Annotated in this window: 19 protein-coding genes; 7 read left to right on the top strand and 12 right to left on the bottom strand. The window is 48.9% G+C overall.

The window, feature by feature from the left end:
- Nucleotides 1-464 precede the first annotated feature (464 nt).
- From OIM59_RS10220 to OIM59_RS10230, 3 genes are read right to left on the bottom strand one after another with little or no spacing between them, the layout of a single operon-like run.
- Complete coding sequence (locus tag OIM59_RS10220) at nt 465-1,754, bottom strand: TolC family protein (RefSeq protein WP_303896499.1); 1,290 nt, start codon at nt 1,752-1,754, stop codon at nt 465-467.
- Nucleotides 1,755-1,790: 36 nt separating this feature from the next.
- Entirely contained in the window at nt 1,791-4,880 is a 3,090-nt protein-coding gene (locus OIM59_RS10225) for an efflux RND transporter permease subunit (protein WP_299172335.1), read from the bottom strand.
- A 15-nt stretch (nt 4,881-4,895) separates the two neighbouring features.
- Nucleotides 4,896-5,921, bottom strand: a complete 1,026-nt coding sequence (locus OIM59_RS10230) for an efflux RND transporter periplasmic adaptor subunit (protein ID WP_299172338.1) — start codon at nt 5,919-5,921, stop codon at nt 4,896-4,898.
- A 210-nt stretch (nt 5,922-6,131) separates the two neighbouring features.
- Here OIM59_RS10230 and OIM59_RS10235 point away from each other — a divergent pair, with 210 nt between their 5' ends.
- A complete protein-coding gene (locus OIM59_RS10235; protein WP_299172341.1) occupies nt 6,132-7,046 on the top strand; it encodes a helix-turn-helix transcriptional regulator in 915 nt (304 codons plus the stop codon).
- 88 nt (nt 7,047-7,134) lie between these two features.
- On the opposite strand, the gene OIM59_RS10240 is transcribed toward OIM59_RS10235, so the two are convergent.
- Nucleotides 7,135-8,658, bottom strand: coding sequence for a DUF4301 family protein (locus tag OIM59_RS10240; protein ID WP_299172344.1), 1,524 nt, complete (start codon nt 8,656-8,658; stop codon nt 7,135-7,137).
- A 132-nt stretch (nt 8,659-8,790) separates the two neighbouring features.
- Between OIM59_RS10240 and OIM59_RS10245 the strand changes: the two genes are divergently transcribed.
- The 6 genes from OIM59_RS10245 (at nt 8,791) to OIM59_RS10270 (ending at nt 16,783) form a co-directional block, all read left to right on the top strand.
- Entirely contained in the window at nt 8,791-11,001 is a 2,211-nt protein-coding gene (locus OIM59_RS10245; protein WP_303896504.1) for a bifunctional (p)ppGpp synthetase/guanosine-3',5'-bis(diphosphate) 3'-pyrophosphohydrolase, read from the top strand.
- Between the two features lie 103 nt (nt 11,002-11,104).
- Nucleotides 11,105-11,509 (top strand): DUF1573 domain-containing protein, encoded by a 405-nt coding sequence (locus OIM59_RS10250; RefSeq protein ID WP_148329607.1) that lies wholly within the window; start codon nt 11,105-11,107, stop codon nt 11,507-11,509.
- Between the two features lie 297 nt (nt 11,510-11,806).
- Nucleotides 11,807-13,795, top strand: a complete 1,989-nt coding sequence (locus tag OIM59_RS10255) for an OPT family oligopeptide transporter (protein ID WP_148329606.1) — start codon at nt 11,807-11,809, stop codon at nt 13,793-13,795.
- 19 nt (nt 13,796-13,814) lie between these two features.
- Nucleotides 13,815-14,654 carry an alpha/beta hydrolase gene (locus OIM59_RS10260; protein WP_299172352.1) on the top strand — a complete coding sequence of 280 codons (840 nt, stop codon included), beginning with the start codon at nt 13,815-13,817 and terminating at the stop codon, nt 14,652-14,654.
- Nucleotides 14,655-14,762: 108 nt separating this feature from the next.
- A complete protein-coding gene (locus OIM59_RS10265; RefSeq protein ID WP_299172354.1) occupies nt 14,763-15,335 on the top strand; it encodes a 30S ribosomal protein S16 in 573 nt (190 codons plus the stop codon).
- Between the two features lie 116 nt (nt 15,336-15,451).
- A complete protein-coding gene (locus OIM59_RS10270; protein WP_299172357.1) occupies nt 15,452-16,783 on the top strand; it encodes an MATE family efflux transporter in 1,332 nt (443 codons plus the stop codon).
- A 216-nt stretch (nt 16,784-16,999) separates the two neighbouring features.
- Here OIM59_RS10270 and OIM59_RS10275 read toward each other — a convergent pair whose 3' ends face one another.
- The 8 genes from OIM59_RS10275 to OIM59_RS10310 form a co-directional block, all read right to left on the bottom strand.
- A complete protein-coding gene (locus tag OIM59_RS10275; RefSeq protein WP_303896507.1) occupies nt 17,000-18,052 on the bottom strand; it encodes a DUF4837 family protein in 1,053 nt (350 codons plus the stop codon).
- 48 nt (nt 18,053-18,100) lie between these two features.
- Nucleotides 18,101-19,753, bottom strand: coding sequence for a M56 family metallopeptidase (locus OIM59_RS10280; protein WP_303896509.1), 1,653 nt, complete (start codon nt 19,751-19,753; stop codon nt 18,101-18,103).
- Nucleotides 19,754-19,757: 4 nt separating this feature from the next.
- On the bottom strand, nt 19,758-20,132 hold the full coding sequence (locus OIM59_RS10285) for a BlaI/MecI/CopY family transcriptional regulator (protein WP_148329602.1): 375 nt from the start codon (nt 20,130-20,132) through the stop codon (nt 19,758-19,760).
- A 269-nt stretch (nt 20,133-20,401) separates the two neighbouring features.
- A complete protein-coding gene (locus tag OIM59_RS10290; RefSeq protein WP_148329601.1) occupies nt 20,402-21,973 on the bottom strand; it encodes a peptide chain release factor 3 in 1,572 nt (523 codons plus the stop codon).
- A 2-nt stretch (nt 21,974-21,975) separates the two neighbouring features.
- Nucleotides 21,976-22,833: a dTDP-4-dehydrorhamnose reductase gene (gene rfbD, locus OIM59_RS10295; protein WP_303896512.1), complete on the bottom strand. Its 858-nt coding sequence runs from the start codon at nt 22,831-22,833 to the stop codon at nt 21,976-21,978.
- Nucleotides 22,834-22,849: 16 nt separating this feature from the next.
- On the bottom strand, nt 22,850-23,395 hold the full coding sequence (locus tag OIM59_RS10300) for a DUF4924 family protein (protein ID WP_303896513.1): 546 nt from the start codon (nt 23,393-23,395) through the stop codon (nt 22,850-22,852).
- Nucleotides 23,396-23,402: 7 nt separating this feature from the next.
- On the bottom strand, nt 23,403-24,062 hold the full coding sequence (locus OIM59_RS10305) for a LysE family translocator (RefSeq protein ID WP_303896515.1): 660 nt from the start codon (nt 24,060-24,062) through the stop codon (nt 23,403-23,405).
- Between the two features lie 274 nt (nt 24,063-24,336).
- On the bottom strand, nt 24,337-25,647 hold the full coding sequence (locus OIM59_RS10310) for an anaerobic C4-dicarboxylate transporter family protein (RefSeq protein ID WP_303896517.1): 1,311 nt from the start codon (nt 25,645-25,647) through the stop codon (nt 24,337-24,339).
- Nucleotides 25,648-25,829 lie beyond the last annotated feature (182 nt).

A 25,829-nucleotide genomic window follows, 5' to 3' on the forward strand; every position in this document is an offset into this window, starting at 1 on the left:
GAATCCGCTGAACCAGTGTGCACGTGACAGACGCAGCCGGTACATCGCCGTACCCGCTTTCCGCTGAATGACCTTATATGTTCCGCACACTCTCATACTTTACTCTTTTATGATTCCCAAACTCTCCCTGAATGATGAAAAAACTTCTGCCTACCTTCTATGTTTCTCGACGCGAAAACATACGTTTCCGCACCCGGAGCCGTATGTTTCCCCAATGGAAAACGTACGTTTCCCCCACGGGAAACCTGAAAAAGGCCTTGAAGGCTGTCTCTCTTCTCCAAGGAATTCTTTACTTTGTGTGACGACCCCTTCACAAACAAGCGGACTCATCCGCTCCCTAGGGTACTGAATCACGGTGCAAAGGTAAGCCTTTTTAAATTAATATGCAATTAATATGCAATAATTTATAAAGAAAGGCCGCCAGAAGTACTTTCAGACGGCCTTTTGCACCAAGAAAAAAACAATCAACGGCGCCCCGTGACTTGCAGATATTCCCGTTTTTTCAACTCATAATTTGTATAGCTTTCCACGTATTTGTCACAGCTTTGCTGAAACAAGGTCTGCGCATCAAGCAAATCACTCATCGTACAGGTACCCGACTTGTAATAATCGGTGTTCAAACGCAGGTTCTCCGTGGCTTGATCAATAGACAGACGAGCGATTTTTATTTGCTCGTAGGCCTCATTCACCCCGTTCCATGCATTTTTCATGCGGATAACCAACAGCTCTCCCTGGTCGGCCAACTGGTTTTCCGTGTTTTTCACCTGGAGCTTCTCCTTCTTGAGGGCATGGCTGCCTCCCCACCATCCGGTCAGAGGCACGGTCACTGTGGCAAACCCCACCCAGAAGCGCTGGTCCTCCGGCAAAAAATTATGATACACATACCCTCCGCCAATGGCCACCGTAGGCAGATTCTTGCCCAACTCCATCTTGTATTGCAGACGGCTGGCCTTCACATTCTGTTGCAACAGCGCATATTCACTGGTCAGTCCCAAAGCCGACTCCGGGTCGCAGTAAAGACTGTCCGGACGGGAGGGCAGCCGGTCGTCGACGGCAAAAGCCACCGCCAGGGAATCGGAGCCAAGGCCCGTATATTGCGCCAGCATGTTCCGCGAAATGGACAAAGCGTTCTCCAGCTGCAGGCGGCTGCTTTTGGTCTCGTTCCGGCGAAGCTGCACCTGCAACAAATCGTTGCGTGTCACCACGCCTGCCTCCACCGAGACCTCCACATCGCGCAAGATACTTTCCAGCTGCGTTTCCACCTTACCCAAAGTCTTGAGTTTCTCCTGCAGAGTGACCACCCGCCAGAAATACTGCTCCGTGGTCAGTGTCACTTCGTTGTCAGAGAGGTTCCGTTGCAAACGCTTCACCTCTACCCCCACTTTGGCCAACTGGTTTCCGTTCACAATCTGCCCGCCGGTAAAGAGTGGCAGGGAGGCGCTCACTCCTCCCGCAATTCCGTTTTTGAGCATAGACATGTGCATGTCCGGAGCCATATCCATCTGCATCAGTCCTTTATCTGCCATAAAGCCGGTACCCGCCGCCATGACACTCGGAAAATAATTGGTAAACGCCTTCTTCTTGTCCTGTCGGGCCATTTCCAGTTCGTTACGGGCATTCTTCATCCGCACATTGTTTGTCAAGGCAGCCTGAATACATTCATCCAGCGTGTAGGCTTTCTGCCCGAAGGCCAGATTCACACACGCCCCACCTATCAATAGAAAAGCTATGATTCTGTTTCGATTCGTTTTCATAATGATTCTTCTTTATCTTGATTCCTAATCGCCTTGTCAGGCATTTTCCAAGGCCTCCAGCCGAGCACGTTTTTCAGAGCTTCCCCTGAATATCACCAGATAAGCCACCGGAAGTACCGTCAGCAGGAAGAGCATGGTAATCAGCGTACCGTAGCAAATCACCGTACCCATCGGCATCCAAAGTCCGCTCTTGCCCAATATCATCGGGATGACTCCCATGGAAGCCGCAGCCGAAGTCAGGAAGATAGGCCGCATACGGCGACGGGCCGAATGATAAATGGCATCGCGCACACAGAGTTTCTCCGTAGCCCGCAATTCCTCGGCATAGTCAATCATGATAATACCGTTACGCACGATGATACCCATCAGACTGATAATACCCAACGTACAGGTCATACCGAAATCCACTCCCTGAATCAGTACACCCGCAGCCGTTCCGAAAAGGCAGAGCGTCATGCTGAAAAAAATCAGCAGGGCAATGCTGATGCGCCGGAAATGGGCCAGCAGAATGAAGAAGATGATGAAGGCGGCAATGGCCAACGCACCCATGATGGGAGGAAGATTCTCATTGTCCTGCTCGTCGTCACCTCCGTAGGCCAACGTCACTTTATCCGGCAGAGGAATAGCTGCCACTTTCTCTTTCACTACACTCGTCAAGGCGGCTACGTTCACATCCCGACGTACATCGGCCATCACCGTAATCGTATAAATACCGTTCCGGCGGACCAGCTGGCCGTCTTTCACAGAAGGTACCACTTCCGCTACCTGACGCAAGGGCACCTGCGTACCTCCCAACACCGGAATCAGTTCGTTTTCCAAATCGGAGAAACCGGCACAGTCGGCTTTCTCGCTCTTCAATGTCACGGGGATGTCATAATCGCCTTCCCACACACTGGCCACCTTCAGTCCGTCGCCGTAGCGCATGGCCAGCGTGGTTTCCAGCTGGGCGTTCTGGATGCCCAGGCGCGAAGCCTCATCTTCTTTCAGCACCACCTTGGCCGAAGTCTGCGGCTCACTGAAATTAGTCTGTGCCAGCCGTATCTCGGGCATCCGGCGCAACAGGCTCAGGTATTTTCCGGCTACAGTCTTCAATGAATCCAAGTTCTCGCCGCTCAGACGGAGTTCAATCGGATAAACTGCCTGGCTGAAACTGATTTGCTTGAACCTTACCCGCACGTCGGAAAAGGCATCGGTGTAGCGCGGAGAATATTCATCCAGCAGTTCCACGGTTTCCTTGTTACCCTTCGTGTTCACAATCAGCTGGGCATAGTTGGTTCCTCCCAGCTGAGGGGCGTATGCCGTATGGAAACGGGGCGAAGAACAGCCCACAAACGAAGTGACGGAAACCACCCTCGGGTCCTTGCGGAACACCTGTTCCATCGTATCGGCCGCCCACGCGGTCTTTTCCACCGCCGTTCCCGTAGGCAGATAAATCTCTACGGCAAACTGGTTACGGTCGGCCACCGGCATCAGTTTCTGCGGCAATTTTCCCATCAGGAAAATACCTATCACGACAGAAGCCACTCCCCCCATCAGGGTGATGTAGGGATGCGCAAAACATTTGTCCAACAGTTTATTGTAATAGGTCTGCAGAAACTCCATAAACGAGAATCCTTTTTTGTGCGAAGGCACCGGCTTCCGAATGAACCAGAACTGCATGAACGGTACCAGCAACATGGCCACCACCAAGGAAATGCCCAGAATCAGCGAAATGGACCAAGGGAAGCTCAGCAGGAAGTCGTGTATCATGCCCGGAATCACAATCAGGAAGGGGAAGAACGTGATACTGATGGCCAGCGTAGCCGAGAAGATAGATTTGAAGAAATGCATGGCACTGTAAATAGACGCATGCCAGCGCGACATCCCCTCTCCGATTTTCTCCAGATAACTGTCGATTATGACGATGGAATTGTCCACAATCATTCCCAAGGTCACAATCAGGGCTGCCAGCGTCACGGTGTTCAGTTCGATGCCAAAGGCATAAAAGAGTCCCAACGAGATAAAGATGGTAATCGGAATGGTGGAAGCGGCCACCAATGCCACCCGCAGCGGCAACAGCAGCATCACCACAATCACCACGGCCACAATGGCGATAACCAGCTCACGCAAGAACGAATTGACACTGTCGCCCACCACCTGCGCCTGGTCCGTGATGCGGTACATGTTGACTTCCGAAGGCAGTTCCTTCTTGAACTCTTCCAGCACCTGGTTGATGTCATCGCCCATCTGCACGATGTTCTTGCCTTTTTTCATCTCCACACTCAGCAAGATGCATTTCGTGCCGTTGTTCTTGATGTAACTGTCAGCATGAGGGTATTCCTTCACCACGCGGGCCACATCCTGCAGGCGTACCACATTGCCCGAGGGGTCGCTATACACAATCTGCTGCTGCACGTCGTAGAGTGTGTTGAACGTCTTTTCCACGTGTACCGGCAAGACATACTGAGGAGTCTGTATGCGTCCGCCGGTGGTCACAAACCCCTTGGCAAACAACTGTCCGGCAATAAGCTGCTCGTTCAGTCCGTAATGCGACAGACGCTCCGGATCCAGGTAAATGGAAATCTGTTCCTGTCTTTCTCCGCTGACGGTCAAACGTCCCACACTGGGAATACGGCGCAACCGGTTTTCCAGTTCATCCATGTAGTCCGACAGTTCCCGATAGGTCTTGTCCTTGCTCTCCATGGTAATCAGCAGTGCCGAAGTATCGCCGAAATCATCCATCACCTGCACGGCCAGCACATTCGGCGGCAGCTGCGACTTGAACGCGGCCACTCCGTGCTTGAACTTGCTCCAGAACTCATCTTTGTTGTTCAAGTCATCATTCAGTTCCACCTGCACAAACACGATTCCGTCGCGGGTGGTCGAAAAAGTCTTTTCCTTCTTCACCTCCTTGTAGGTAAAGATATAGTTTTCCAATGGCTTCGTCACCTGTTCCACCATCTCATTGACCGTGTTCCCGGGAGCCACGGCAATCACCATTCCCTGTCGTATGGTAAAATCCGGGAACTCATTTTTCTGCATTTGCGGCAGACTGTATATGCCGAATGCCACCAGGCAGCATGTCACCAGTATCACAATCTGGCGATAATGCATGGCCCACTCTACTATGTTCCGTTTCTTTTCCATGTGCTTTACCTATTTTTATATAGCCAACGGCGTGCCTTCACACACTTTCTGCTGGCCTTCCACAATCACTTCCTCTCCTTCACTCAATCCGGCCACCACCGTTACTCCGCTTGCCGTGAACTTGCCACACGTCACCACGCGTTTGGAAGCTTTTCCGTCCGCTCCTTTCACCCACACGAAATAACGGTTGTTTTCATCCAGCTGGATTACATTGGCCGGCAACACACAGGCCTGGCTTTTGTCGGCATCCTGCAACCAGACTTCCGTCACCATACCGGGGAGCAAACCCGTGTGCGGCGTCTGAATACCGATGTTCACCTCGTACGACCGTGACAAAGGATTGGCCTGGACACCTTTCTCCATCACTACTCCTTCTGCTTGTCTGCCATTCAGCACCGGAGCCTCAATCACTGCTTTCTGACCTTTCGTCACGTGCATGATTTCCATTTCCGGCACGGCAATCCGTACTTTCAGACGGTCGTCGGACACCAGTTTCATGACCTGTACCCCAGGCACCACATTCTGCCCCACTTCCAGGTTCTTTTCGGCAATCACTCCGGCAAACGGAGCCACCAGCCGGCAGTCTGTCAAGTTCTTCCGGGCCACTGCCTCCATGGACTGGGCCTGTTGGAGTTTACTCTGCACCTCCACCCACTTCATGTCGGCCAGACTCCCTTTTTCATGCAGTTCCTTCATTCGCCGGTAGGCATCTTCCGCCTGCTTCAAAGCCGCCTTTGCCGCCTGATACGTGCTTTCTACGGACGCTTCGTCCAGTGTAGCCAGCAACTGCCCCTGCCGCACCCGGCTTCCCAAATCCACCTGTACCGACTTCACTCTTCCCATCAGCGGAAAGCTCAACGCACTCCCGTTTTCTTCTTGCACCGTACCCGAAAAACGGACGGTCTCGTTCCGTACTGATGACACTACGGTCATGACCTTTACCTTTACAGGGTCTACCTGCTGCGAAGCTTGCTCTCTGCTTCCACATCCTGACATCATGACCAAAAATAAACCAATGGCCATCCAATGAAATTCTTTCATAAATCTTATCATGTTTAGTATGTCTACGATTTGTGAGCGCAAAGAAAAGTGCATTACATGAAACACAGGATATATAGAACACCTTGGAAGTGTTCCATTTTTCCACCTATCCAGGCAATTTTACTTATAGAATACATATCGGGAAAAATAGAACACTAATAATTAAAAAACATTCAGTTCATTTGTAATCGAACTAGATTTATTGGATTTATGGAGAAGGAAATAGAACTTATCAGGATGTCAAGTACCGAGATTATAGAAAAGGTGGCAACTTACAAGGATGAACAAGTTATCATACATAATCAGGTTAATAAGATTGACGCCATAGAACAAAACACTATAAAGGCAGACTTCTTCCTAGTTATTTTATGCCTGAAAGGAAAAGCATCTTTATCTCTCAACAACAACTCCTACGACATCGGTCCGAATGACCTGATGATTTGCCATCCGCAGACCCTGCTCAAGCACGGCACAATAGGTGATGATTTTGAGTGCTGCGGATTCTGCCTCTCACCAGAATACGCCAAACGTGTCTTCATCTTGTCGGCATCCACAAGCAACTGGTGTTCGAGGCTGTATCTGGACCAGCATCCCATCATTCCGCTCAACGAAGAGGAAAGCCAGCTTTTTTGCCAATACTACCACCTGCTCTACTCCAAACTGACAGGAACGCCCCACCGTCACCAGAGAGAACTCATCAACTCCCTCCTGCAAGCATTCATTTATGAGTTTCAGGATGCATTGGAAAAATATATCCAGCTGCGCCCCACCAGCTTCAATTCCTCCAGCAACCTGTTCAACGCCTTCATCGAACTGCTGGTTTCGTCCTACCCCAAAGAACGCTCCGTAAGCTACTATGCCAGCCGATTGTTCGTCACGGCCAAATACTTGTCGGCCATCTGCAAGGAAAATTCCGGAGAAACGGCTTCCGACCTGATTACCAGCTATGTCATGAAAGATGTGGAATATCTGCTGAAATGTCCTGACAAAAGCATCAAGGAAATTGCCAACGAACTGAATTTCGCCACACTGTCGTTCTTCGGCAAATATGTGAAAAGAAACCTGGGAATCTCTCCCAAAGAATACCGGGAAAAGCTGTCACAGCAAAAAGAAGGAGCAGAATGAAACGCAACAGTCGCCTACTTTAGGATACAGAAAAGTCCGCCCGTCTTACACAGACAAGCGGACTTTCTTATTTTCAGTCAACCACTGTTTACTGGTGCTGTTCACGCAACAAATCGTTTACGGTCTTTACCGGATTGAATGTGCTCAACGGCACTTCTACGAACACCGTGTTCCAGTCGCTCATGGAACCGTTCCACAAGCCCGGCAATTCGAGGGCCTTCAAGTCCTTTCCGTTCTTCGACTTGTAGGAGATGAAACCGGTAGCCTTGTCCACATGTTCCAACAAGTTGAACTTGCGGCCTTTGTAATCGCGGATGGCACATACCAAATCCACCGGATTGAAGTGTGTACCCTTTTCGAACATCGCTTTCTTTTCCGGGTCGTTCATATCAATCTGTGAGCTTTCCAGAATCTGGAGAGAGATGGTTCCATCCGGATTATAAGCCAGGAACGGACCACCGCCCGGTTCGCCGACATTCTTCACCATACCGCACACACGCATCGGACGGTTCAGTTTCTTGCGCAGATAGATAACCAGGTCGGCATCTTCCAGTTCTTTCAGGTCGGTTCTGCGGCAACGCAACTGCTGCTGTACGAAGCGGATAATCGTTTCCAGCTGTTCGTGGCTATAGTGGCCGCTGTCCAGCAGTTCCAGGTATTCAAAGGCCTGCTTCTGCAAAGTGACTAGTACGCCGGCCAGCAATTTCTTGTAAGTCACGGTATCTGCCTTCAGACGGTCGGGCACCACGTTGTCGATGTTCTTGATGAATACGATATCGGCATCCAGGTCGTTCAGATTCTCAATCAAAGCCCCATGACCACCCGGACGGAACAACAGCTTGCCATCTTTGTCGCGGAAAGGTTTGTTCTCCATATCAGCTGCCACCGTATCCGTGCTCGGTTTCTGTTCTGAGAAACTGATGTGGTATTTCGTGCCGTATTTGGCTTCATACTCTCCCACCTTAGCAGCCACCAGCTTTTCAAACAAAGCCCGGTGTTCGGTAGACACCGTGAAATGTACGTTTACTTCCCCAGTTTTTCCGGCCGCATACAATGCACCTTCTACCAGATGTTCTTCCAGCGGTGTACGTACGCCGTCGGCATAACGGTGGAACTTGAGCAATCCTTTCGGCAGGGCACCGTAGTTCAGTCCTGCAGCCTCCAGCAAGTTGGATACAATGGCTTTGTAGTTCTGTTCCGACAGCAAGGCATCGATGTTCTTTCCTGTATTGTCCATGCAAGCCGCATTCAAGTCGTTGTAGAACGCGAAGTCATGTATATGGTCGAAGAACTTCTTCTCGAAATCCGTCGTCGGTTTGTCGTAATCTGCTCCCAAGAATTCAAACATATTCTTGAACATACGGCTGGCAGCTCCCGAAGCCGGTACAAACTTGACAATTTTCTTCTCCCCATCCTTGTAAGCATCCCATGCTGCAAGATACCGTTCGAAATCTTTGTCTTCAGCCTTCATGATGCCTCCGTTTTCCACAGAAGCCGCTGCCGACAATTTCAGATACGGAAAACCCTTTTCAAAACAAGCCAACTGTTCGGCAATTTTCTCTTCCGAAATGCCTTTCTTGGCCAACAATTCTTTGTCTTCGTGTGTTAACATATTGTTTTATTTAGGTAATGAATATTCGTCCCTTTTTCAGAATTATGTCCAAAAGTAGAAAAAATACGGTAAGAATGCACCATATCGATGAAAAAAAAGTAACTTTACCCACAAACAACAAAACGAGGCATTATGGAGAACAATGAATTTTTCACGCCGGATGAGCACAAACAACTGATACAGCTTTACAAAAGATTGTTATTGCTGTCAAAAGACACGTTACAAAAAGATGACTGCCACAAACTAAAAAATCATCTCATAAAAGCCATGTCGGAAGGAACCATTCCGCGGAATGTCTTCCAGATGAACCCCATCATCAAAGACATGCAGACAGCCGTTATCGTGGCTGAAGAAATCGGAATGCGCCGTGCTTCGATTCTGGGCATCATGCTCCATGAGTCTGTGAAATACAACTTGTGCAGCCTGGAGTCCGTCAAGGAGGAATACGGAGAAGACGTGGCCGGCATTATCCGGGGACTTGTAAAAATCAACGAACTATATTCCAAGAGTCCCATCATCGAATCGGAAAATTTCCGCAACCTGCTTCTGTCGTTTGCCGAAGACATGCGGGTCATCCTGATTATCATTGCTGACCGTGTGAACCTGATGCGGCAGATAAAGGACAGCCCGAATGAAGAAGCCCGACTGGAAGTGGCCAACGAAGCGGCCTACCTGTATGCCCCGCTGGCACACAAACTGGGACTGTACAAGCTGAAATCGGAATTGGAGGACTTGTCGCTGAAATACACGCAGCACGACGTGTATTATTATATCAAGGAGAAACTGAATGCCACCAAACAGGCACGCGACCGCTACATTGACGCATTCATCGAACCGATACAGAAAAAACTGGAAGAAGCCGGACTGAAGTTCCACATGAAGGGACGTACCAAGTCCATCCACTCCATCTACCAAAAGATGAAGAAGCAGGGATGTCCTTTCGAAGGCGTGTACGACCTGTTTGCCATCCGTATCATCCTCGACTCTCCGCTCGACAAGGAGAAACAGGAATGTTGGCAGGCCTACTCCATCGTGACCGACATGTACCTACCCAACCCCAAACGTCTGCGCGACTGGCTGTCCGTGCCGAAGAGCAACGGATACGAGTCTTTGCACATCACTGTCATGGGACCGGAAGGTAAATGGGTGGAGGTACAAATCCGTACGGAACGTATGGATGAGATTGCTGAGAAAGGACTCGCTGCCCACTGGCGATACAAAGGCATCAAAGGGGAAAGCGGTCTGGATGAATGGCTGAATTCCATCCGGGAAACGCTGGAAAACTCCGACAATGACCTGGATGCCATGGACCAGTTCAAGCTGGACTTATACAAAGACGAGGTATTCGTCTTCACTCCCAAAGGCGATTTGTACAAACTGCCGCAGGGAGCCACCGTACTCGACTTCGCCTTTTCCATCCACTCCAACCTGGGATGCCGGTGTACGGGTGCCCGCGTGAACGGAAAGAATGTGCAGCTCCGCCAGAAACTGAACAGTGGTGACCAGGTGGAAATCATGACCTCGAACACTCAGACACCGAAACGCGACTGGCTGACCTTCGTCACCACGGCGAAAGCCCGCAACAAAATACGTCAGGCACTGAAAGAGATTGCAGCCCGACAGACCCAGTTTGCCAAGGAAACCCTGGAACGGAAATTCAAGAACCGGAAAATGGAATACGACGAAGCCATCCTGATGCGCCTCATCCGGAAACTGGGCTTCAAGACCGTGACCGATTTCTACCAGAGTATTGCCGACGAGTCAATCGATGTGAACGACATCATCGACAAGTACCTCGACATGCAGAAGAAGGAAACCGAGCAGCGCGAAGAAATCAGCTACCGCAGTGCGGAATCGTTCAACATCCAGCAGCCGACCGACGCTAAGGACTACAAGGACGACGTACTGGTCATCGACCAGAACCTGAAGGGACTGGATTTCACCCTGGCCAAATGTTGCAACCCTATTTACGGCGACGAAGTGTTCGGCTTTGTGAGCATCAACGGAGGTATCAAGATTCACCGTTGCGACTGTCCGAACGCCAAGGAAATGCGTTCCCGCTTCCCCTACCGTATCGTCAAGGCACGCTGGGCCGGAAAAAGTCAGGGCAAGCAATACCCCATCACGCTCCGTATCATCGGACATGACGATATCGGCATCGTGACCAACATCACGTCCATTATTAATAAGGAAAGCAATATCCTGCTGCGTTCCATCAGTATTGACTCGCACGACGGACTGTTCTCGGGCATGCTGACCGTGACAGTGGACGACAACGCCAAGCTGGAATCGCTAATCAAGAAGATAAAAACCGTGAAAGGGGTAAAACAGGTAAACAGATAACAACACTTCAAGTATGTTAATAAAACTGCACAAACATACCCCTTTAGCATAAAAACACTATCTTTGCGAAGTTGTCAAGAGTAAGGATTAAAAACAAAAGAAAATGAAGAAGATTTTATTTACTACCTTGTTGTGCGTAATGAACATCCTGTTCGTCATCGCACAGGGAACAGCACAGATTACGTTTGAAAAGACTACATACAACTTTGGCTCTTTCTCTGAAAGCAGTCCGAAAGTGACTTGCAAATTCAAGTTCACCAATACGGGCGACGGACCGCTGGTAATTCATCAGGCCATCGCTTCGTGCGGATGTACCGTACCTCAGTATCCGAAAGAACCCATCAAACCGGGTGAAAGCGGTGAGGTGACAGTGACTTACAACGGAGCCGGCAAATTCCCCGGACATTTCCGCAAGACCATCACCCTGCGCACCAACTCCAAGAACGAAATCACCCGATTGGTAGTAGAGGGAGACATGACACCGGCATCAGCCGATGCAAACAACTAAAAAACAATCGTTTTTCATACTCATTCAGGAGAGACATCCACGGGGTGTTTCTCCTGTTTTTTATGCCTCAGAAAGGAGGCTGGAAAACGCACTTGCGTTTGGCTTGAAACGCCAAAGAGTTTTGATTAAAACGCAAGGACGTTTCACTTCAAACGTAAAGGCGTTTTATCTGAAACGCACTTGCGTTTTTCCACAGCGCAAAAATAAGGTGCCTTTTGCATGAATATGAATGATTTTTACTACTTTTGGACACCCGAAAGAATATTAATCAAATCATAATGCAATATTATTTTATTCATGAAAGAGACACAAGAAAAACCGACGGGATTGCCCGACAACGCGTTCCGTCCACTCAAACCCGGGGAAAAGTACGAACCGCTCATGTCTCCCGGAAAAACGTATCCTGAAGTAAACCTGTGGTCCGTGACATGGGGACTTGTCATGGCCGTCATCTTCTCGGCTGCCGCCGCTTACCTGGGCCTGAAAGTGGGACAGGTGTTCGAAGCAGCCATCCCTATCGCCATCATTGCCGTGGGCATTTCCAGTGCCACCAAACGCAAAGGTGCACTGGGTGAAAACGTCATGATCCAGTCCATCGGTGCTTGCTCGGGCGTCATCGTGGCAGGAGCCATCTTTACCCTGCCGGCCCTCTATATCCTGCAAGAAAAATACCCGGAAATGACGGTCAACTTCATGCAGATGTTCATCAGCTCCCTGTTGGGAGGCGTGCTGGGCATCCTGTTCCTGATTCCATTCCGCAAATATTTCGTGAAAGACAAACACGGCGAATATCCTTTCCCGGAAGCTACAGCCAGCACCCAGGTGCTCGTGTCGGGTGAAAAGGGAGGCGACCAGGCCAAACCGCTGCTCATGGCCGGACTGGTGGGTGGTCTGTACGACTTCATCGTGGGTACGTTCGGCTGGTGGAACGAGAACTTTACAAGCCGTATCTGTGGATGGGGCGAGACCATTGCCGACAAGTTCAAACTGGTTTTCAAAATCAATACGGGAGCTGCCGTACTGGGACTCGGTTACATCGTCGGCCTGAAATATGCGGCCATCATCTGTGCCGGCTCCCTGGTGGTATGGTGGGTCATCGTTCCAGGTATTTCCCTGTTCTGGGGCGACCAGGTGCTGAATGCCTGGAATCCGGACATCACCATGGCCGTGAAAGACATGTCGCCCGAACTCATTTTCAAGGAATATGCCAAGAGCATCGGTATCGGAGGTATCGCCATGGCAGGTATCATCGGTATCGTACGTTCATGGGGCATCATCAAGAGTGCGGTCAGCCTGGCTGCCAATGAGATGAAAGGAAAGAAGACCGAAGAAAGCGTGGAACGCACACAGAAAGACCTGTCCATGAAAATCATCGCCTTCGGTTCTTTGTTCACCCTGCTGCTCGTGGTACTCTTCTTCTATTTCGACGTGATGCAAGGCAACATTCTGCATACTGTAGTAGCCATCCTGCTGGTAGCGGGAATCTCCTTCCTCTTCACCACCGTGGCGGCCAATGCCATCGCCATCGTCGGTACGAACCCGGTATCGGGCATGACCCTGATGACCCTGATCCTGGCTTCCGTCATCATGGTGGCCGTGGGCCTGAAAGGTGCCACGGGTATGGTGGCTTCCCTGGTAATGGGTGGCGTGGTCTGCACCGCACTGTCCATGGCCGGAGGTTTCATCACCGACCTGAAAATCGGTTACTGGCTGGGTAGCACACCCAAGAAGCAGGAAAGCTGGAAGTTCCTTGGCACACTGGTTTCGGCAGCTACCGTAGGCGGCGTCATCATGGTACTGAACGATTCGTATGGATTCACCAGCGGACAACTGGCTGCCCCACAGGCCAACGCCATGGCAGCTGTCATCGACCCGCTGATGAACGGAGTAGGTGCTCCATGGTTGCTCTATGGCATCGGTGCGGTACTGGCACTGGTACTGACCTTCTGCAAGGTGCCTGCCCTGGCCTTCGCGCTGGGTATGTTCATCCCCTTGGAACTGAACCTCCCGTTGCTGGTGGGTGGAGCCATCAACTGGTACGTGACTTCCCGCAGCAAGGACGAAGCCGTCAACACGGCACGCGGCGAAAAAGGTACGCTGCTGGCTTCCGGATTCATTGCCGGAGGTGCTCTGATGGGAGTGGTAAGTGCCATCATGCGCTATTGCAACATCAACCTCATCCACGAGGAATGGCTGAGCAATCCGATGAGTGAGCTGGTATCACTGATTGTCTATCTGCTGCTGATAGCCTATCTGGTCAAGGCCAGCATGAAACTGAAAAAATAACTTCTGACTCATACGATACATGAAAAAACTACTGCTCATGGGGTGGCTGCTGATATCCAGCCACCTCTTTGCCCAAAAGGGCATTGAAATCAAGATATGGCCCGACGGTGCCCCTAACACCAACGAAATGACCCAACAAATCAAAGACGGACCGCTCTACGTGGATGCCCCCGTGCTGACCGTCTATCCGGCAGAAAAAAGTAACGGGATGGCCATCGTGGCCTGCCCCGGAGGAGGATACTGGACTTTGGCCATGGGACACGAAGGCCACGATATGGCCGCCTGGTTCAACAGCCAAGGCATCACTTATGCCGTGCTACGCTACCGCATGCCCAACGGACATCACGAAGTGCCGCTGAGCGATGCCCAGCAAGCCCTCCGCATCATGCGGCAGCACACCACAGAATGGAATGTGAAGAAGCTGGGTATCATGGGATCGTCGGCAGGAGGGCATCTGGCCAGTACGGTAGCCACTCATTTCACGGATGCAGAAACCCGCCCGGATTTCCAGATTCTGTTCTATCCGGTCATCACCATGGACCCGGGCTACACACATACAGGCTCCCATGATGATTTGTTAGGCAGGAATCCTTCGAAGGAACTGGAACAAAAATATTCCAACGAACAGCAGGTCAGCCCACAGACCCCGCCGGCCTTCATCCTGCACAGCAGCGATGACACGGTGGTTCCCGTGGCCAACAGCGTAAACTACTACACTGCCCTCGTCAACAATAAAGTCCCCGCCAGCCTGCACATCTATCCGGTGGGAGGACACGGCTGGGGATACAACGACAGTTTCCCTTACAAACGCCAATGGACGGGCGAACTGGAAAAATGGCTGCGCGAAATCAATAAATAATTGGCGCAACTATTTGTAGAACAAAAGAAAAGTTGTACCTTTGCACCCGCTAATACGGGTTATTAGCATAATTCAAATCATTTACATTAAAAAAACTAATTAAGAAAAATGGCAACTAAAATCAGATTGCAAAGAAACGGACGCAAAGGATATGCGTTCTATTCAATTGTTATTGCAGACGCAAGAGCACCACGTGATGGTAGATTTACTGAAAAAATTGGTACTTACAATCCGAACACCAATCCTGCCACAGTAGATTTGAATTTTGAACGTGCATTACACTGGGTATTGGTAGGTGCACAGCCTACTGACACAGTACGCAACATCTTGTCTCGTGAAGGTGTGTACATGAAGAAACACCTGCTGGGCGGTGTAGCTAAAGGCGCATTCGATGAAGCACAGGCTGAAGCTAAATTCAACGCTTGGAAAGAAAACAAACAGTCAGGTCTGGCTGCTTTGAAAGCTAAAGAAGAAGAAGCTAAGAAAGCTGAAGCTAAAGCACGTCTGGAAGCTGAAAAGAAAGTAAACGAAGAAATCGCGAAGAAGGTAGCTGAAAAGAAAGCTGCTGAAGCTGCTGCAAAAGCTGAAGCTGAGGCTGCTGCCAAGGCAGAAGAAGAAGCTGCTGCTCCTGCTGAAGAAGCTGCTACAGAAGCTGCTACAGAAGCTCCTGCTGAAGCATAATTCTTCTTTCAGAAAAAGACAAACAAAAGACTGTCCTTGCAAAAGGATGGTCTTTTTTTATGCAGAATTATCGTATCTTTGCACCACATTTCCCCATCATCTGATATCCGTTTTTTATGCATACGAAATATACCAACCGCGAAATATGGAAGGTGGCCTACCCCATCCTGATCAGTCTGCTCATGGAACAACTCATCGGCATGACCGATACGGCCTTCATGGGGCGGGTGGGCGAAGTGGAATTGGGTGCTTCGGCCATTGCGGGCGTATATTACCTGGCCATCTTCATGCTGGGGTTCGGCTTCAGCATCGGCTCGCAGATTCTGATTGCCCGCCGCAACGGAGAAGGTAATTTCCGGAAAATCGGTTCCATTTTCTATCAGGGGATTTATTTCCTGCTGGCCATGGCCTTGGTCATGTTCACCCTGTCCCAACTGTTCTCTCCCTGGATTTTGTCGCACGTGGTAGCTTCTCCCCGTATCTGTGAGGCGGCCGTGAGCTACATCAACTGGCGGGTATTCGGCTTTTTCTTCTCGTTCGTGGCCATCATGTTCCGGGCTTTCTTTGTAGGCACCACCCAGACCAAGACCCTCACGCTCAACTCCATCGTTATGGTCACATCGAACGTGGTATTCAATTATATGCTCGTATTCGGGAAACTGGGATTTCCGGCGTTGGGCATTGCCGGGGCAGCCATCGGTTCTTCACTGGCAGAACTGGTATCCATGCTCTTTTTCATCGTCTACACCGTTCGGCGGGTGGACTGTACCAAATACGGACTGAACCAACTGGTGACATTCCGATGGGCAGAACTGAAACGCATCATGAGTGTATCACTGTGGACCATGATACAGAACGCAGTATCCATCAGCACTTGGTTTCTGTTCTTCATCTTCATCGAGCACCTGGGCGAACGTTCACTGGCCATCACCAACATCGTACGCAACGTGTCGAGCGTGCCGTTCATGACCATTACGGCTTTTGCCTCCACCTGTAGCGCTCTTGTCAGCAACCTGCTTGGAGCCGGAGAAGCACGCCATGTCATGCCGACCATCCGGCAGCACGTACGGCTCTGCACCTGCATTGTCTGGCCTGTCATCCTGCTGATAGCCTGTCTGCCTACGTATGTGCTCCGTATCTACACCGACATGCCCGACCTGGTAGATGCCGCCGTCCCTACGCTTTGGGTACTCTGCTCCAGCTACCTCTTCCAGTGTGCCGGATTTATTTTCTTCCAATCTGTATCGGGTACAGGCGATACCCGGGCTGCTTTTCTGCTGGAGATGATTGCCCTGACCTGCTACCTGATTTTCATCGTCCTCATCATTCTGCTCCTGAAAATGGACGTAGCCGTATGCTGGTTCTCCGAACATGTATATGCCGGAGCCATCGGCCTGCTGAGTTATATTTACCTGAAAAAAGGAAGCTGGCAAAGGAAACGAATTTAAGGATATAAAAAAGGCTATTCATTAAATGTTATAAAATCAGCCAACTAATTCACACACACAGCATTATGGATTAGTTGGCTTTTTGTATCTCTAGATATTCTCCCGAAAATAAGGTTGGGCAGCCCAAACAGGGGAAATTCCGGTTTCGAATTCAATTTATGCTTTTACAACGGGACAATAGAGTACTAATCAACGATATAATAAATGTACTATCTTTCATAAGTTGTCTTTCATTACCTTTTCTTCCGAAATCTGATTGTCTACAGGAAGTTCTCCCGTCTTTTTCTCTTGAGGAAGTTTCAACGTATAAAGGGCAGCATTCAGTTTACGAATCTGGTCACGTTTCAGTTTGCCCGGATTATAAACGAAACCTTCTACTACGACAATCCGACCGTTCGTACGGTCAACACGAACATGTGAAACGAAAGGGCCTCCCATCGCATCGTTCTCCATCTCCCACAAACCGCGTGCTTCATATGCATAATCACCCTGCACTGCAATATTACGAGCTTCTACAAAAATAGAATCGGCAGTCACCATATACATACCTTCTTTTACTCCCGGAATGTTGGCTTTCATCACAGAATCTCGTTTTTCTATGAAATATGCCTTTGTAAAAGTTCCCTTGCTGGTATACGGATAAGTGTAGATAACAAAGTTCAAATCATTCAGGTTGCTGGAAGCCCACAAGAACTGTTGGCCAACCTTGTACGAAGCCAGTTCTACCGGCATCCAGATATCACAATCAAACAAACTTTGTACCTTGGCAGACAAGACATCATTATGCTTCTTCTCCAACAGTTTTACTTCCCGGTTCATTTCTGCCCGGGTAAAGAAATCAATAATCACCTGTCCATTCTTGGATACATATTCGGCAAACTCTTCCTGATTCGGCGACTGGATAGTCATAATCATCTGTGGAGAAGAATACGCGTCACGGGTATACTTGAATTTGGTTTGCGTATAGATGTCCTGAATATCCGCAATAATGATGTTGCGGAACAGACGGGTACTACGGTCAAAATACTCCGGACGAACTCTCGAAATCCGGAAAGAACGTTCCGGTTGGGGCAATCCCGGTACATCGGTATCAAGTACATGGAAAAGCGCACTATCCGGACTGTTCCAACATTTGTCATCCGCAACTACCAGTACCTCATAAGGCCTACCACTGGATACCGGAGTAACAATACTTTTACCATCCTTCTGACAAGAAACAAACACCGATACAACGAATATAAGACTTAAATAAAAGGAAAAAGGTTTCATAAATTTTAAAACTAAGTTTTCAAATACAGACTATTACACGAATCAATTCTAAAAACCACTCATAAGATTCAGTTTAAGCATATATCCGTCACGTAATGCCTGCTTGATATCATATACCACCCCTTCAGAAGCATCTGAAGGTATCTTTAGCGAAACGGAAAGGTTTTCAGCCTTATTTCCCTCACATAACTGCTTGATTTTCGAAGAAAGTTCATCCAGAGAAAAATCCTCCAACTCACCTACTATCACATTATCTTTCAAAAATCGGACTTCATATCCCGGCAACGGAACACTCTTATCGGCCACACCCGCCGGTACATCCGCATATGCTTTCGGAGAAGCATAATAGAAACGGGAAATCAAACATTCATTCACAAATTCCTGAGGATAAGTTTTCGCAAGCTCCCGTCTGACCTCATCATACGCTTTTACCAGTTTCTGCTTGGCAATAGTTATCGCCCCCATCTTTGTATTGCGGTCTGCTACAATACGGACAACGATAGGAGACATTTCCGTTTTCTGCTCAGAATACAATTTGACGAAAGAGTCTTTCAATTGCTTCTTGGCCTCGTCCATCATGGTTCCATAATCAACAAACTTCTTCTTTGAAATATGATTTTCAGGCCCGAAAAGAAACTGATTCCGCTGGTTACAATACAATTCCAGCACATACGCCTTTTCCGACGAAATATGATCCAGCATCAGATTGTCTGCATTCCGTTGCTGTGCTGTGTCCCTCACCATTAATCCGGATTTTTCTTTTCCTTGATGCTTCGTTTGAAGAGCTGCGCCATAATCCGCTACCGTTTCTTTCACTTCCGGCCTCGCAAAGGCATACACGACCCCTGCAGCCAAAGGTACGGCTAACAAGACACGCAGCCGGACCCACTTACTGTTTCTTTTTTTCGACATCATAGATATACGTTTTTTAAGTGAACTGTGAGTAAAACCGCAAGCCATAGAGTAGAGCCTTGAACCCACTGCTTTCCTCACCAATAACAATTGATATGTTTTTACATCGATGCCTTGATTCAGTACACCTTCATCGGCCTGATACTCATGAACACTACTAAGTTCATGCTTCAGTTTCCACACCAACGGATTCCACCAATGAAAGATTAGAATAAACTGCATCAGCAGATTATCATAACAATGTCCATACCGGCAATGCATTTCCTCATGCAAACGGACCGGAGAATATTCTTCATACTCCTGACTGTTCATGACGATATACGTTCCCCAGCTAAAAGGACGGACAGGAATATCATACAACACCCATCGTAATCCATTACATTCTTTATATTCCTGCCGGTTTATCCAACGGAACAGACGGATATAGCCTACAACCCATTGCAAAAGAATAAAGGCACATCCCGACAGATAAACCACTATCGATAACACAAACCAACCCCAATAATTGGCTTCCTTCTGAGTAATCTCCACCATACCTGTAGCAGAAGCAGATATTACATCAACAGGCTGTTTCCATTCCTCCATAAGACTAAAAGGAGACTGCACTAAAGGTTCATGTTCTAATTTCAGAGAAACGAAAGGCAATAACAGACAGGTCAACATTCCGCCCACCAACACCCATCGGTTCAAGGAAAAGCGAGTGGTCGAAGCACAAAGTAACTTATAGAACCCATAGAACAATGTCAGGCAGAAAGAGCTTTTCAGTAAATAGATTAAAAGGGCTACCATAGGTTCAAAATTTACGATTATTCTTCCCCTCCTCTATCTGAGCTATCAACTGCTTCAGTTCCTCCAAGTTCATTTTCTCATCTTCAATAAACTGAGAAACAACCTTGGTATAAGAATTATCAAAATATTGAGAAACAATCTCTCCGATAGCCGAACCCTTGTATTCATTTTCTGTTATTTTTGCTTCATAACGGTAGGTGTTTCCAAACGCACGATAACTGACAAAGCCTTTTTCTACCAACAGCTTCACCAGAGTAGCTACTGTATTGTAATGTGGTTTCGGCTCCGAATAGAATGCCAACATTTCACGGATAAACAAAGGGCCATGGGTCCATAGGATATTCATTATTTCTTCTTCTTTTGGTGTCAGCTTCTTCATAAACAGCTCATTTAAGATTAATACCATACGAAGATATGAAAATTATCGGACAAACAACTAAAAGTTTTAGTAGAACTACTAATATTAATAGTAATTAATAGAGAGGATAAAAAATACAAAATATTCAAACGATTTATGGAAAACGCAAACAGATTTTGACCGACATGCCAAAACTAAAATAGAACATTCAGTAAATATCCCAATTTAGGAATATAAAAAAGGCAGGAGAGCGATTTACTTTCCTGCCTTTTATATGTATCTTATCTTCTTTAGAACTCGCTGGTGAAATGGAACTTGATGTGCTTGAAGTCCATCTGCGCCATCTGAAGCACATAACCGCTGTCGGCCAGGAACACATCGCGTCCGTCGCGGTCTTTAGCCATATACTGGTACTTGCGCTTCTTGAAGGCCTCCAGTTCTGCCGGATCGTCACTTTCAATCCAGCACGCCTTGTAGAGGCTCAACGGTTCCCAACGGCATTTGGCATTGTATTCATTCTCCAGACGGTACTGAATCACTTCAAACTGCAACTGCCCTACCGTACCGATAATCTTCCGGCCATTGAACTGGTTGACAAACAGCTGTGCCACACCTTCGTCCATCAGCTGATCGATACCCTTGTTCAACTGCTTGGTCTTCATCGGGTCGGCATTCTCGATGTACTTGAACATTTCCGGAGAGAAGCTGGGCAATCCCTTGAAATGCAGGATTTCACCTTCGGTCAGCGTATCGCCAATCTTGAACGTACCGTTGTCCGGCAGACCGATAATATCGCCTGCCCAAGCCTCATCCACCGTAGTCTTGCGCTGGGCCATGAACTGCGTGGGTGAAGAAAAACGCATGGTCTTGTTGTGACGCACGTGCAGATACGGCGTATTGCGGGTAAACTTGCCGGAACATACCTTGCAGAAAGCCACACACGAACGATGGTTCGGGTCGATGTTGGCCGTAATCTTGAACACGAAACCCGTGAACTTGGGCTCTTCCGGCATCACGATACGTTCCTCTGCCTGCACCGGACGCGGACTCGGCGCAATCTCCACAAAGCAGTCAAGCAATTCCTGCACACCGAAGTTGTTCAAGGCCGAACCGAAGAACACTGGAGCCAGTTCCCCTTTCAGGTAATCGTCCACATTGAATTCCGGATAAACCCCCTCAATCAGTTCCAGTTCGCTGCGCAGCTTGTCCGCCAGCGGCGTACCGATATGATTGTCCAGGTCTTCCGTATGGATATCCACTTCCACCTTCTCCGTCACCACCTGCTTGGACGGCTGGAAAAGATTCAGCTTCTGTTCGTAGATGTTGTATACTCCCTTGAAACGCGGACCGCTCTCAATCGGCCACGTCAGCGGGCGCACGTTGATAACCAGCTCTTCCTCCAGTTCATCCAGCAAATCAAACGGGTCCTTGGCCTCACGGTCCATCTTGTTCACGAAGATAATCACCGGCGTGTTGCGCATACGGCAAACCTCCATCAACTTACGTGTCTGCGATTCCACACCCTTCGCTCCGTCCACCACGATGATGACACTGTCCACTGCCGTCAGCGTGCGGTACGTATCTTCCGCAAAATCCTGGTGACCCGGCGTATCGAGGATATTAATCTTATAGTCATGGTAGTCAAACTCCATCACGGAGGTAGTCACCGAAATACCACGCTGCTTCTCGATGTCCATCCAGTCGGACGTGGCCGTTTTCTTGATTTTGTTTGATTTTACGGCTCCGGCCACCTGAATCTGCCCACCGAAAAGCAACAGCTTTTCCGTCAACGAGGTTTTACCGGCATCCGGGTGCGCGATAATCGCGAATGTTCGTCTTCTTGCTATTTCCTGATTTGCCATATTTATTGTTTTAATTTTTCAATACATTCTGCCAGACTGTCCATCCAGTAGGGCACCTCCACCCCGTAGGTCTTCTTCAGTTTCGTCTTGTCGAGCACGGAATAGTGTGGACGGCAAGCCTTGGTGGGATAATCTTCCGTGTGAAGCGGTAACACGTGACAAGTGGTAATCCCAGCCAACCGGTGAATGGCTTTGGTAAAATCATACCAGGAACAAACCCCTTCGTTGCTGAAATGATAGATACCGGGCACAATCCCTTTCTCCAATGCCACGAAGATGGCCTGAGCCAAATCGCGTGCATACGTCGGCGTCCCAATCTGGTCGAAAATGACGCCCAGCGTCTCTTTCTCCTGACCCAGCCGAATCATTGTCTTCACAAAATTGTTGCCGAAGCTAGAATACAGCCATGCCGTACGGATAATCATCGTATTCGGGCAATACTTCAAGGCCTCCTGTTCTCCTCCCAACTTGGTAGAGCCGTACACGGAATTCGGACAAGGAGTGTCTTCTTCCTTGTAAGGAATATGAGCGGTTCCGTCGAACACATAATCCGTAGACACTTGCACCAGCCAACCGCCGCGGCTCTGTGCCGCCTTGGCCAGATAGCCCGGCGCCACACGATTCAGTTTGTCACAGAGTTCCACGTTATCCTCCGCCTTGTCGACCGCCGTGTAAGCCGCACAATTCACAATTCCGTCAATCTGATGCGCCGAAACAAAGTCCATCACAGCCTTTTCATCGCAGATGTCGAGTTCCGCCACATCGGTAAAAAAATACTCAAAATCTTTGTGCTCTTCTGCCAGCAGACGCATTTCATTACCCAGCTGTCCGTTGGCTCCCGTCACCAATATCTTTTTCATTTCCAGTATGTGTGTTTTAATCCAAGTCCAAATCGCCTTCCTTATCCTTTATATAATAGCCGGCCAGCATAGCCAGCAAATCACTGATGGCTTTCACTGCCTTGGCCGTCCCCTCGCTGATTTCCTTTTTCTGCAATTTCAGCATCAGCACCCCATACATGGCGTCAAAGCAAGTCTCCAGCTCGGGCACGTCCTTGTCGCCCCCTTTGGCTCGCAATTCAACGATAAAAGGCAACACCTTGTAATAAGCCGCCGTGTAATACGGGAATTTAGGTGAACGCAACAGGCGCAGATGAAGGTCGGTCAACCAGACAATGATATTCTTGTTGATTTGCAGATGACCTTTTTCCATCACCCCCTCCTGCTGCATCATATTAATCAGGTCCTCATACCAGCGGACCAGCTCTTGCTTCTGCTCGTCCGTAGCCGGATAAGGCTCAACGATATTCTTCCGGATTTTTTCCATATCGCAGCCATTGGCCCGAATCAAATCCTCCACCTGCCACATATACAGCAGGTATTCGGCAATATTCTTTTTTTTAAGTTGTTGAGAAATATACATATCCTAATCAAGAAAAAGATTTGCCGGCAATGGCCAGGACGATTCCCACCACCGCCGCTACCATAACCACGACACCGATGATACGGTTGAGCACCCAGATGCCGCGCAAATTAAACCGCGAACGTACCTTGTTGACAAAATACGTAATGCTGAACCACCAGCCCAACGCTCCTGTAATAATAGCCAGATAGCCTACCAGCTGGAAGCCGATGGGACTGCCCGGCATGACAAACGAGAAACGGGCAAACAGACCGATAAACAGGAAAATGATGAGCGGATTGGACAGGGTGACAAAAAAAGCCGTCACGAAATTATGCAGGTATGTACCGCGTGTGCCCGAGGCCGGACGAAGGGACTTCACCGGATTACTGCGAAAAGTATAGATACCGAATGCAAGCAGCATGATACTACCCACCACCTGAAGGAAAATATGATGTTTCAATATCAATTCATCCATGAAGCTCATTCCGTATCCGGTTATCAACGCATAACATATATCACTCAACGCCGCCCCTACTCCCGTCACGAAACCAAACCAGCGGCCCTTGTTCAACGTACGCTGAATGCAGAGCACACCGACCGGGCCCAAAGGAGCAGAAACCACGATTCCGATAATCAATCCTTTCAGCAACAAATCAAGTATAGTAACCTGTTCAATCCAATTCATACTGCAAAGATGCTACTTTTTTACGAAAGTACCTACATTTTTATGCGATTATCATTACATGCGCAGCGGAAAAAGAACAAATCGGGAAAAGCTCAAAGCGATAAATTATCAGCCTTTAATTCTTTTTTACGTCTCGCAAGGCGGAACCCTACGTTTCCCGACTGAGAAACATACGTTTTCCGGCAGAGAAACATACGGTTCACACGAAGAAAACATAGAATGGATGAGTTCGTTTCACGCATCACATCCTTATACTTTTATTTTCGCATGCGCATTACACGAAAAGTACCGCCAGAATGCCCAACCCTACGGCCACAAAAGTGGAAATCAGGCCCGGCATCATAAACGAATGATTGAGCACATACTTCCCGATACGGGTCGTGCCCGTAGTATCGAAATTGATGGCGGCCACCACTGTCGGATAGTTAGGAATAAAGAAATATCCGTTTACTGCCGGAAAAAGGGCTATCAGCATGTAGGGCGAAATACCCAATGCCATACCCAAAGGAAGCAAGGCACGGATGGTAGCAGCCTGACTGAACAGCAGGATGGACATGACAAAAAGTGCGATACCAAAAAGCCAGGGCATATCGGTCACCATGCCGAAGATTCCTTCCTTTATCACCGCAATGTTGCCCGAAATGAAAGTATCGCCCATCCAGGCAATGCCGAAGATAGCCACCACTGCCTGCATGCCCGCATTGAAAACCGAACTCTTGGCTGCCTTCATGCCACTGGTGCCGGTCAGCAGCAGAATCAATGCGGCTACCGACAACATGAGCACTTCTATGATGTGCGCCATCTGCATCACCACCACACCTTCGGAAGTTTGAAACGACGGGCGGAGGCTATCGATGGAGCCAAACAGCACAATGCCCACCGTGGCAGCCAGAAACAACAATACAGAAGTCAACGCCTTGCCGGGATGGAGCACCTCGGCCGTACAATAATTCGCACCCGAAAGTTCCCCCGATTTCAAACGGGCCTGATAGACAGGGTCATCCTTCAGTTCCTTACCCACCCTCATGGAATACAGCGCGCCAGCCAGTACCCCCACCAAGGTGCAGGGGATGGAAATCTTCAGTATATCAAACAAAGTAATGTCGTATCCGGCCAGCATACTCAAAAGAGCGACCGTGGCCGCGGAAATAGGACTGGCCGTAATAGCCTGCTGGGAGGCGATGACGGCAATCCCCATCGGACGTTCCGGACGGATACCCGTCTCACGGGCCACTTCGGCAATGACCGGGAGCACGGAATAAGCCACATGCCCCGTCCCGGCAAAAAAGGTAAAGAGGTAAGTCACCAAAGGACTCAGCAAAGTGATACGCTGAGGATGGCGGCGCAAGATTTTCTCCGCCCATTTCACCATCAAATCCAATCCTCCGGCAGCCTGCATGCAACCCGCCGCTGCAATCACGGCCACAATCATCAGCATCACATCAATGGGAGGAGTGGTGGGTTCCAGACCGAACACGAACGTGAGAACAGCCAGACCGAGGCCTCCGAACACACCTAACCCGATGCCCCCAACCCGTGCACCGACTACAATGGCCAACAAGACAAACAGTAATTGTAACCACATAAAATAGAAACAGTTTTTTGATTTGAGGTGCAAAGATAGGCATATTCCGCGGAATGTGAAAACAACACAGTCCTTCCACCCTACAAGCGATAACATTACTTCTATTTTTTTCGTTTATTCCGAGGATTTTCCCTACCTTTGTACCACTTTTAAAAGCGCATTGAATATTCATTATAACATAC

It is taken from the genome of Bacteroides mediterraneensis (genome assembly GCF_025993685.1).
In the GTDB taxonomy this organism is placed as follows: Bacteria; Bacteroidota; Bacteroidia; order Bacteroidales; family Bacteroidaceae; genus Phocaeicola; species Phocaeicola mediterraneensis_A.